Origin of the sequence: Rhizobium sp. TRM95796 (assembly GCF_025779995.1) — a bacterium.
Taxonomy (GTDB): Bacteria; Pseudomonadota; Alphaproteobacteria; order Rhizobiales; family Rhizobiaceae; genus Rhizobium_E.
On the sequence record NZ_JAOXHE010000005.1, the window covers coordinates 531,622 to 542,625 of the forward strand.

Genomic DNA, 11,004 nt, shown 5'->3' on the forward strand with positions numbered 1-11,004 from the left:
TCCCGGAAAGGGAGAGGGGCGGCGCAGGCCGATACGGGCAGCTGTCTTACAGCGCGAAATCGCCGCCGTCGAAGGCGGAGGCCTTCTGGTTCTGCACCAGGATCGACATTTCGGCCGTCTTGTCGGCGTCGAGGTTGAACTCGATCAGCACGCTGCTGCCGCTCTGCTTGACATGGATCTGGCCGGCGGCGGTGAAGGCCTTGGTTCCGATGAAGGTGAAGTCGTCGTCGCCGCCGCCCGTCTTGGCGTCGAGATCGGTGAGATAGAAATAATCGAGACCTTGGGTGAAATCGGTGATCGTATCGCGCTTGGAGGCGCCGATTCCCGAATCCCCCGCTTCGTAATAGCCGAATTCGTCGGCGCCGCTGCCGCTGCCCAGAATATCGGCGCCGAGCCCGCCGACCAGTTCGTCGTCGCCGAAGCTGGCGCGCAGTTGATCGACGCCGGCGCCGCCTTCGAGAATGTCGTCGTCCTTGCCGCCGCGCAATTCGTCGGCGCCGTCGCCGCCGCTGAGATAGTCGGCGCCTTCGCTGCCGCGCATGACGTCGTCGCCGGCGTCGCCGAACAGGGCGTCGTCGCCTTGGTTGCCGCGCATGTTGTCGTCGTCGTCGCCGCCGGACAGGACGTCGTTGGAGCCGCCGCCCACCACCGTGTCGTCGCCGTCGTCGCCCGAGAGCCTGTTGTCGCCGGTTTCGCCGAACAGACGGTCGGCTCCGTCGCCGCCGAACATTTCGTCGTCGCCGCCGCCGCCATGAAGTTCATCGTCGCCGTCGTCGCCATAGATCATGTCGCCGCCGGTCTCCCCGCTGATCATGTCGGAGCCGCCGCCGCCGATCAGCTCGTCGTCGCCGCCGCCGCCATAGACGGTGTCGTCGCCGTTGCCCGTGGCCACGTAATCGTCACCCGCGCGCGCGTTGATGAAATTGTCGAACGTCGTCTGCGCGAAGATCACGTCGTTGCCGTTGAGATAGTAGGTGACATCCCCGTCGGCGATCTCGAAATCTAAACTGATCGCTTGATCCACGACGTTGATAATCAGGCCTGGATAGTCGTGACGGACCTCGATGCTCATGATAACGCCCTCCCGCTTTTGCTTATGTGTTAGTAAATCATAAAAAGAATAGGACATGAAAATTCGGTTTCGTCAATATTTGGGGGAGAGAGGGCGTCAACCTCCCTTTGTATGACGCTAGAGTCGCCGCTTTTGTTTTTGAAAGCCGCGCAATCGGTCCGTCAGTGAAGTATCGATTCAGCCGAAGGCCGGTTCGAAATCGAAGTCACCCTTGTCGATATTATTGGCCCTGAAGTCGAGCAGGGTCACGTCTTGCTCTGCGAAATGCAGCACAGTGTTCTGACCGACCTGTTCGATATCCATGGCGCGATACATCCATCGGCTGACAATCATTGTGTCCTGCACGGTGCCAACGTCATCAAAGTCATTAATCACAACGGCGCCAAATTGCCGGAAAGTCAGGCAGAACACATCTGCGCCGCCTCCGCCGCCAAAAGTATCGACGCCACGTTCCGCCAGGAAATAATCGTCGCCCGCTTTTCCGAGAATCCGGTCGTTTTTGTCGCCGCCCCGCAATATGTCGTCACCGCTCGAGCCGACAATGACATCGCGGCCTAAAGTGTGCACATAGTCAAATGCGGAGACGCCGCCATGGTCAAAATAGAAATTGAACACGCTGCTCGTTACATTGAGATTCTTCGCCTCAAGGGCGATGTTTCCGCCTTGGGTGTCAATTTCGATGGATTTTATTGTCCCGGCAACAAGTCGGTCGCCTGAAAAGCGGAATTCATCGCCTCTCATTTCTATGAATGCGCCGCTGCCGTCTGTGTATATTATTTCCTTTTTACTCTTGTAATGGAGATGGAAATAATCTTCGTTGAATATGAATTTGGCTGGCGAGTGTGACTCGTAAATATTGATCTTTGCCATCGAACTTTGTTCTCGTTAGTAGTTTTTCTCTCTCGAAGATCGTCCGCCGACGGCAGGAATAATGATACAGGCGCCGCGGTTCGTCGCATCCAGAATGTCGCCACCCTGTTTTGGCGGGTGTGACGCGCACGAAAAACAAGTGCAGCGCCCACATCATTCAGCCGTCTGCCGACAATCTGAAAATACGATTGTGTTCGGTTCGGTTAGCCATAGCTAGGCGCGAAATCGAAATCGCCTCTGTCGATGTCCTTGGCCTTGAAATCGAGCAGGGTCACGTCGTGTTTGTCGAAATGCAACACGGTGTCTTTGCCGACCTGCTGAACCTTCATGTGTTGATACATATAGTTGCTGATGACCATCTCATCCTGAATCGTGCCGATATCGTCAAAATCGCCGATCACCGCGTCGTCGAATTTTCGGTAATTGAAGTAGAAGCGGTCTTCCCCGCCTCCACCGTACAGGGTATCGGTTCCGAACTGCGCGTAAAACCTGTCCGCCCCGCTTTTGCCGTGCAGTATGTCGTCCTTATCGTCGCCCGTCATCATGTCGTCGCCTGACGACCCGATGACGGTGTCCTTGCCCAGGGAATGGACGTAATCGAAGGCCCAGGACCCATCGCGATCATAGTAAAAGCTGAACACGTCGCTCTTGATGCTGATATTGCGGGCGCTGAGGGTGATGCCGCCGTCCTTGTCGTAGATCTGCATGGCGGTGATCGTGCCGCCGACCAGTTCGCCCTTGCTGTAGGCGAAATCCTTGCCCTGGATCTCGACATGCGCGCCGCGCTTGTCGGAAAACAGCATCTCGTCTGCGTCGTGTTCGCGCAGCCGGAAGCTGGATTTGTCGAGGAAGTTGCTCGAGGGAACAAAGCCCTCATAGAGTTTGATCTTGCCCATAGGTATATCCCGCAATGGCCGTCATGACAACGTGATGTGGCGCGTCCGAGCTGGAGTGTGAATGCTCGTCCGGGTCGCCGGGTCGGGGTCGATTCTTTTCCGGCGACCGGATCATGATAGGCGGACCGCAACTTTTGCGAAACTCTTAAAAGCCCTTTCAGTTGTATTTGAGCAATGCTTCATCTTTCGACGAGGCGCCCCTCACAACCACCCCCGCCGCTTGAAATACAGAAACGGCAGCGCCGCAGACGCGATCATCAGCAGGATCGCCCAGGGATAGCCGAGGCTCCATTGCAGTTCCGGCATCAGCTGGAAATTCATGCCGTAGACCGAGGCCACCAGTGTCGGCGGCAGAAACACCACCGAGGCGACGGTGAAGATCTTGATGATCTGGTTCTGTTCGAGATTGATCAGCCCGAGCGTCGCGTCCAGCAGGAAGTTGATCTTGCCGGAGAGGAAGGCGGCGTGGTCGCCGAGCGAGGTGGCGTCGCGGCCGAGCAGCTTGATCATCTGGCGCGCTTCCTTGCCGCTTTTCCGACCGGGATTTTCGGTGGCGGCGTGATAGGCGACCAGCCGCGTCACCGACACCAGGCTTTCGCGGATGCCGGAGAGAAAATCGCCCTTCTGCCCCAGTTGCTCGATCAGCGACTGCAGGTCCTGCTGCTTCTTGTTGGAGCGCGCCGCTTTCGCCCGGAAGATGCTGCGCGAAATGCCGTCGATCTCGTTGCCGATCCGCTCCAGCACATCCGCCATGCGGTCCACCATCGCCTCGATCAGGCCGAGCATCACCACCTCCGCGTTCTGCAAGGCGTGGCCGTTGGTGCGCACGGCGCGGGCGGCGAAGGCGGCGAAGGCGCGGCTTTCGCCATAGCGCAGCGTCGCCAGCGCGCAATCGGTGAGGATGAAGGTCACCGGCGTCTTCACCGGCTCGTCGCCGTCGAGATTGGTCAGCGCCGTCATGGTCATGAATTCCGCGCCGTTTTCCTGGTAGAGACGGGCGGAGAGTTCGATGTCCTCCATCTCGTCGCGGCTCGGCAGCGTCAGGCCGAGCGAGGCTTCGACATGCCGGCTTTCCGCCAGCGAAGGCTCGACGAGATCGTACCAGATCACGGCGGCTTCGTTTGCGACGGCGGTTTCAGGGGAGGGAGCGGCCTCGGCGACCAGGGCTGCGGCGCGCAGGCGGTCGTCCGCCCGGACATAGGTTCTGAGCATTGTCTTCTCCTTCGGGCGCGCCTTGCGCCGTCGGGAGCGGTCCCGTCAGCGCGCGCGCCGGTTATGCGATGTCGACGATCGACTGTCGGGGTCCATGACGAGAGTTCCTTTGAAAATGACGGACTTGTCCGTCGAGGCTGAAATGCGCTCGAACAGGCTGGATGTCAAGAGTGTCGCGGGCGCCCGACGCGGCTTGACAGAGCGGCCACGCGGTTCGACAACGTGGTCGCCGCCGGGCCTCGTCTGGGCTCGCGCGCCCGAAGTCGCAGCCGCCAGGAAACCCGATCATGCCCTCCGTCGCTCTCTCGCTGTTGGCCGGCGATTACGCCGTCTGCCGCCTCTCGCCCACAGATCCCATTCCCGCTTGGGCCGCGGGCGACGGCTTCGTCAGCATCTCGCGATCGGACGAGGAACTGTCGATCCTCCGCCGCGCCGAGCGCGCGCCTTCCGATGTCCGGCAGGATGCCGGCTGGGCCTGCCTCAAGCTGCAAGGCCCCTTCGCCTTCGACGAGACGGGAATCGTGCTTTCAGTCATCGCCCCGCTCTCCACCGCCGGCCTGGGGATCTTCGTGGTCTCGACCTTCGACGGCGATCACATCCTGGTCAAGCGCGCCGAACTGGACCGCGCCGAGGCGTTGCCGAGAGAGGCGGGGCATCGCCTTTGAGGGCGCGACGGCCGGGAATTTGGAAACCACCGGAAAAGTCGCGCAGGGCGGCCGTCGCGGCGCCTTGACGAAGCCCGGGCCTTCGGCGATTCCATCACCGCGAAACAAGGGATTGGCCATGCGCAATACATTGATCGGGATTTTGACGTCGGAGCGCTGGGAGCGGTTCGTCGTCGGTCTCATTCTGCTCAACTCGATAACTTTGGGGCTGGAGACCTCGCCCGCGGCGATGGCGGCGGCGGGGCCGCTGTTGCATGGGGTGGATCGGCTGATCCTGGCGCTGTTTGCGCTGGAGATCGCGGCGCGGCTCTACGCCTTCCGGCTCGCCTTCTTCCGCGATCCGTGGAGCCTGTTTGATTTCGGCATCGTCGCCATCGCGCTCATTCCGGCCACCGGGCCGTTCCAGGTGTTGCGCGCGCTGCGCATCCTGCGTCTGCTCAGGCTGATCTCGGTGGTGCCGTCGCTCCGGCGGGTCATCGGCGGGCTGATCGCGGCGCTGCCGGGCATGGGCTCGATCATCGTGCTGATGGTGCTGCTGTTCTACGTCGCCTCGGTCATGGCCACCAATCTCTATGGCGTCACCTTTCCGGATTGGTTCGGCAGCCTCGGCGCCTCGCTCTATTCGCTGTTCCAGATCATGACGCTGGAAAGCTGGTCGATGGGCATCGTGCGGCCGGTGATGGATGTCCATCCCAACGCCTGGATGTTCTTCGTGCCCTTCATCCTGCTCAGCACCTATTCGGTGCTCAACCTGTTCATCGGCGTCATCGTCTCGGCCATGCAGGACCAGAGCGCCGAGACCGACGCCGACCTGAAATCGATCCATGTCGAAAACGCCGATCTCCTGCGCGAGGTCAGGGCGTTGCGCGAAGAGATCGCCGCGCTCCGGGTCGAGCGCGCCGACCGTCTCTGATACGAGGAAGGCCGGCGAAGCTGGTCCGCCGGCCTTCCTCGATCTCTGTCCGGGCCGATCGCGCGAGACGTCGGCTCAGAATTCGTCCCATTGCTGGGCCGCCGCCGCGCCGCCGACGCTCTTCGCCACGCGCGCGGTCAGCGCCCGGGCGGGCGAGGCGACGGGGCGGGAGGCGTGGCTCGCAGACCGCGGCTGCGCGGCCATGCGGGCGCCGAGCTGGAAGCGGCCCACCAGCTGGCGCAGCTTGTCGGCTTCGCTGGCGAGCGAGGCGCTTGCGGCGGTCGCCTCTTCCACCATCGCCGCGTTCTGCTGGGTGGTCTGGTCCATCTGGTTGACGGCGGTGTTGACCTCCGACAGGCCGACGGACTGTTCGCGGGCGGAGGTGGCGATGGCGGTAAGCTGCGTGTTGATCGCCACCACATGCTCCTCGATGCCCTTCAGCGCCTGGCCGGTCGCGGTCACCAGTTGCACGCCGCTCTCCACCTCGATGGCCGAGGCGCGAATGAGATCCTTGATCTCCTTGGCGGCCTGGGCGGAACGCTGGGCGAGTTCGCGCACTTCCTGGGCGACGACGGCGAAACCCTTGCCGGCTTCGCCGGCGCGGGCGGCTTCGACGCCGGCGTTGAGCGCCAAGAGATTGGTCTGGAAGGCGATTTCGTCGATCACGCCGATGATCTGGCTGATCTTGCCGGAGGATTCCTCGATCCGGCTCATCGCCTGGATGGCGTTGGAGACCACTTCGCCGGATTGCCGCGCCGAACTGTTGGCGTTGGTGGCGATGCCGAGCGCCTCTTCGGTGCGCTTGGACGAGCTCGACACGTTGGCGGTGATCTCGTCGAGCGCGGCGGCGGTTTCTTCGAGCGACGCCGCCTGCTGTTCGGTGCGCTTGGAAAGGTCGCCGGCGCTGGAGGACAGTTCCTGCGAGCCGGAGTCGATCGAGCGGGTGGCTTCGGCCACCGAGGAGAGCGTCTCGCGCAACTGGGCGACGGCGGCGTTGAAATCGACGCGCAGGCCTTCGAATTCGCTGGCGAATGGACGCGGCAGCTCATAGGTCAGGTCGCCCTGCGAGAGATGCTTGAGGCCTTCGGCGAGACCGGTGGTCGCTTCCGCCATGGCGGCGGCGCGCTGGCGCTCGGTTTCCATCGCCTGGGCGCGCTCGGCGTCGGTGGCTTCGCGCGAGGCGGCGGCGCGGCGGTCGCCGTCGATCTTGGCGAGCGCCGTCTGGCGGAACGTCTCCACGGCGGCGGCCATGGCGCCCAGTTCGTCGCGGCGATCGCGGCCGGGCACGTCGATGTCGTTCTTGCCGCCGGCGAGGGTCACCATGCAGGCGTTGAGCGCGCGGACCGGCGCGACCAGCGCCCGGTTGAGCAGCAACAGGCCGGCGATGGAGAACAGCACCATGACAACGCCGCCGCCGATGGCGGCCATCTGCGACATGACGGCGGCCGCTTCGGCCTCCGCATCGCGGATGGCCAGCAGTGCTTCCTCGGCTTCGATCAGCTCGGCCACCTTGGCGCGGATGCCGTCCATCGACGCCTTGCCGGCGCCGGAAATCTCGATCTGGCGCGCCTGATCCTGCGTCGCCGGGTCCTTCATCAACGCTTTTTCGGCCTCGACCACCTTGGTCGTCCATTCGGCGGCGAGCTTGGCGACGTCGTCGAGACGGGCCTGCTGGACCGGGTTGTCCGCCGTCAGCGCCTTGGCGGCGGCGTGCGCCTTCTCGAACGCTTTGGCGCCGGTGATCTGCGGCGCAAGGAACGCCTCGTCGCCGGCGATCACATAACCGCGCATGCCGGTTTCCTGATCGACCATGGCCGCCATCATCGCGTTGACTTCGCTGATGACGTCATGCGTGTGATCGATCATCGCCGCGCTTTCTTCCTGGACCCCTGTCGCGTGATGTTCGACAACGGCCACACCGAGGCAGAGCAGCACCAGGCAGCCTATCACGAGGCCGATTTTCGAAATGATTTTGATATTCTGCATGGTCGTCAGTTCTTCCTCCGAAGGACACGCTAAAGTGGCGTAAAAATTTCCGGCAGATTGCCTCTGCTCCGGGCAAATATTGGTTGGTTTGGGTTAACGGAGACTTATGTCCGGCTGCTGATCTTAAGCCTATTTGCGTTTTCGCGAAAATTATCATGCAAGGCTGCAACCTGTAAAACTCTGATTTTTGGAGACAATATACCGTCGCGCGAACAACGGCGCGGCGCGCAAGATCTCATCATTCGCGACAGGTCTTGGAGCTCGACGCCCGATACAACCAAAGCCTGCGTCAGTCGCCTTTCCCAGTGATCCGGCGACGAAAAAAACGTCGCCGGAGGGACTGCCTCCGGCGACGCGCGATGTCTTCGTCTCTATCTCGGGCGCTGGGACCGCCCCCGTCGAGGCAATGGCCGCGAACGGTCAGGTTCAGAATTCGTCCCACTTCTCCGCCGTCGCGCCGCCGCTCATGCCGCGGGCGACCTTTGCGGTCAGCGCGCGGGCGGGGGAGGCGACGGGGCGGGCGGCGTGGCCGACGGCCCGCGGCGCGGCAATGGCGCCGCCCGCCAATTTGAAGCGGGAGATGAGCTCCCTGAGACGATCGGTCTCGCTGGCCAGCGTGGCGCTCGCGGCGTTGGATTCCTCCACCATCGCGGCGTTCTGCTGGGTGGTCTGGTCCATCTGGTTGACGGCGGTGTTGACTTCGGACAGGCCGACCGATTGTTCGCGCGCGGCGATGGCGATGGCGTTCATATGGTCGTTGACCGCGACGATATTGGTCTCGATCGTCTTCAGCGCCTCACCGGTCTCGCTGACCAGGCGCACGCCGGTCTTCACCTCTTCCGAGGAGTTGCGGATCAGGTCCTTGATTTCCTTGGCGGCCTGGGCCGAGCGCTGGGCGAGTTCGCGCACCTCTTGCGCCACGACCGCGAAACCCTTGCCGGCGTCGCCGGCGCGCGCCGCCTCGACGCCCGCGTTCAAGGCGAGCAGGTTGGTCTGGAAGGCGATCTCGTCGATGACGCCGATGATGTTGGAAATCTGGTTCGACGACGCCTCGATCCGCGCCATGGCGCCGACGGCGTCGGCCACCACCTTGCCGGATCGGGCGGCGCTGTCATTGGCCTCGCCGGCGGCGCGGCGGGCTTCGTCGGCGCGCTTGGAGGAACTGGAGACGTTGGCGGTGATCTCGTCGAGCGCGGCGGCGGTCTCCTCGAGCGAGGCGGCCTGCTGTTCGGTGCGGCGGGCGAGATCGTTGGCGTTGCGCGAGATCTCCTGCGTGCCGCCGTCGATTTCGCCGGTGGATCGCGCCACTGCGCCCAGCGTCTCCGAGAGTTGTTTCAGCGCATTGTTGAGATTGATGCGCAGGCTTTCGAAGTCCGGCGCGAATGGCCTGTTCAATTCGAAGGAAATGTCGCCGTCGGCCATGCGTCCCAGGCCCTCGCCGATCTCGTCGACGGCGCGCACCCGTTCCGTCACGTCGGTGGCGAATTTCACGACTTTGATCACCCGACCGTGGGAGTCTTTGATAGGGTTATAGGAGGCGCTGATCACCACCTTCTTGCCGCCCTTGCCGAGGCGGTTGAATTCGGCGATCTGTGGTTCGCCGCGGCGCAGCGCGTTCCAGAATTCGCCATAGGCCGAGGAGGCGACGTAGTCTTTGTCGACGAACAGGCTGTGGTTCTGTCCGACGATTTCGTCGAGCCGGTAGCCCAAGGCGTCGCAGAAATTTTGGTTGGCGCAGACCACCTTGCCTTCGGGCGTGAATTCGATCACCGCCTGCACGCGATTGATGGCCGCCATCTGGTTGTGATAGTCGAGATTGAGCAGGCGCTCCTTGGCGTTGGACCATTCCACCACGAAACCGAAGGTCTTGCCCCCGTCGATCAGCGGCGCGACCTTGAGATCGAAGGCGTGCTTGCCGACCCAGATCGTCGCATTGTGCGGCGTCTTGAGCGCCGCCAGCATATTGCGCTGGTGGCTCGGATTTTTGTGGAACACGTCGATCGACGAGCCGATCAGCGTCGCCATCGCAAAGCGCGGCAATTCCTTCTTGAGGTCGCTCTCGGCGTCCTGCAGCAGCTCGCGCACGCTGTCGTTCATATAGGTGATGTTGAGCTGGGCGTCGGCCAGCATCACATTCGCGCCGAGCGCATCCAGCGCCGCGAGTTTCGCCTTGGCGTGTTTGGCAAACAGTCCGTCGAGCATTGTCGTCCCCACTTTCGGACGCGCCGACGCGCGCCGTCTTGATCCGGCGCGCAATCATGAGCGCCGCCGGCTGTTGTCTCTATACATGTCATGCTGGGCCCGCCGTCATCGCGGGCCTGCGTCGTCGCGCGAAGCCGAGGTCGGTCGTCGCGCTCCATCGGCGTCGGTCATGTGGGAAAGCGGCGGGCTGGGCGCCTTGCGCGTTTCGGATCATGTCGCGGATAAACCTTAGGCAAGGTTCGTTTACGAAAAGTGCATTTGATATTGCTAAAGTTATGCGATGAGGCCAATTTTTTTATACGAGCAAAGATCGGGCGCGGATCACTCGCGCATGACTTTTTTGGAAGGGTGTATTTTGAGGGGTGTATTTGAACCCGGTTTAGAGTGGCGTCGTCGCCGCGGCGCGTGCCCCTCCGGCCACATCCTTCGCGCCCTATCATTTCCCGCTGCATCGTTTCCCGCCGCGAGGTTCCCCGCCGCGATGATTCCGTCCGGTCCCGATCGCCGGGCGCGTCCGATGGGCATGCAGTCGGCGAACGCGGTCGAGCCCCTACCTGCGACCTGTTCCCGGTTGGTCGATCTGTCATCGCGCATGTCCCGGACATGCGCTTGGGGCCCGTTCGCCTTTGAGCCCCCGATGGCGTCCGCACGAGCCCTTCATGGAGAAAGCGCGGGTTCTCGAATGCCGCCTGGTGTCCATGCGCGCCGAAACGCGCCTTCGCATGGCCAAGGACTGAGCGGTCCACCCCGGCGTCTCCGCCTGATCGCGCAAAATGCGCCTGGACGGACTGCGCTCGACGAGAATGAGAAAGAAAAGGCTTACGTCATCCAAACAGTGTGATGAAAGGCGCCCTCATGGACCGAAAAAGCGCGGCGTAATCGGCGCGACTGTATTTATTTGTATAAAACAGTTGAATTTATCGACTACGAAGATGATCATAGACGCATAACTGTTTTTTCGCAATAAAAAAACACACTCAAATCTGATCATTATTGGGGATTTCGGCAGGCGGCACATCGGGAGCCGCACATGCCTGGCGTCCGATCGCGCCGAGGCCCCCGGAAGGGCCGGCGAAGACGGATGCGCCCGGCCGCCGAAGGTCTCCGATGCCGAAGGCCGCCCCATCCTCGCCCGCCCGTCCGGGCCCCGCCACAACGCGAACGCGCCGCCCGTTTCGGGGCGGCGCG

9 protein-coding genes are annotated in these 11,004 nt (G+C 62.5%); 2 read left to right on the plus strand and 7 right to left on the minus strand.

Annotation, left to right across the window (positions count from 1 at the left end; all coding sequences use genetic code 11):
* Positions 1-46: 46 nt before the first annotated feature.
* The 4 genes from OCK01_RS14060 to OCK01_RS14075 all read right to left on the minus strand — a co-directional run bounded on the left by OCK01_RS14060 (position 47) and on the right by OCK01_RS14075 (position 4,050).
* Positions 47-1,072, minus strand: a complete 1,026-nt coding sequence (locus tag OCK01_RS14060) for a calcium-binding protein (protein WP_263824462.1) — start codon at positions 1,070-1,072, stop codon at positions 47-49.
* Between the two features lie 177 nt (positions 1,073-1,249).
* Positions 1,250-1,942, minus strand: a complete 693-nt coding sequence (locus OCK01_RS14065) for a hypothetical protein (RefSeq protein WP_263824463.1) — start codon at positions 1,940-1,942, stop codon at positions 1,250-1,252.
* A gap of 203 nt (positions 1,943-2,145) precedes the next feature.
* A complete protein-coding gene (locus tag OCK01_RS14070; RefSeq protein WP_263824464.1) occupies positions 2,146-2,838 on the minus strand; it encodes a hypothetical protein in 693 nt (230 codons plus the stop codon).
* A gap of 201 nt (positions 2,839-3,039) precedes the next feature.
* Positions 3,040-4,050: a magnesium transporter CorA family protein gene (locus OCK01_RS14075; protein WP_263824465.1), complete on the minus strand. Its 1,011-nt coding sequence runs from the start codon at positions 4,048-4,050 to the stop codon at positions 3,040-3,042.
* A 284-nt stretch (positions 4,051-4,334) separates the two neighbouring features.
* Here OCK01_RS14075 and OCK01_RS14080 point away from each other — a divergent pair, with 284 nt between their 5' ends.
* Together OCK01_RS14080 and OCK01_RS14085 are read left to right on the plus strand one after the other, a co-directional pair.
* Positions 4,335-4,715, plus strand: a complete 381-nt coding sequence (locus OCK01_RS14080) for an ACT domain-containing protein (RefSeq protein WP_263824482.1) — start codon at positions 4,335-4,337, stop codon at positions 4,713-4,715.
* Positions 4,716-4,833: 118 nt separating this feature from the next.
* Positions 4,834-5,628, plus strand: coding sequence for an ion transporter (locus OCK01_RS14085; protein WP_263824466.1), 795 nt, complete (start codon positions 4,834-4,836; stop codon positions 5,626-5,628).
* Positions 5,629-5,703: 75 nt separating this feature from the next.
* Here OCK01_RS14085 and OCK01_RS14090 read toward each other — a convergent pair whose 3' ends face one another.
* From OCK01_RS14090 to OCK01_RS14100, 3 genes are all read right to left on the minus strand, one after another.
* Positions 5,704-7,614, minus strand: coding sequence for a methyl-accepting chemotaxis protein (locus tag OCK01_RS14090; RefSeq protein WP_263824467.1), 1,911 nt, complete (start codon positions 7,612-7,614; stop codon positions 5,704-5,706).
* A gap of 426 nt (positions 7,615-8,040) precedes the next feature.
* Complete coding sequence (locus OCK01_RS14095) at positions 8,041-9,816, minus strand: PAS domain-containing methyl-accepting chemotaxis protein (RefSeq protein ID WP_263824468.1); 1,776 nt, start codon at positions 9,814-9,816, stop codon at positions 8,041-8,043.
* Positions 9,817-10,793: 977 nt separating this feature from the next.
* Positions 10,794-11,004: hypothetical protein (locus OCK01_RS14100; RefSeq protein ID WP_263824469.1), on the minus strand; the 211-nt coding region annotated here is incomplete at its 5' end.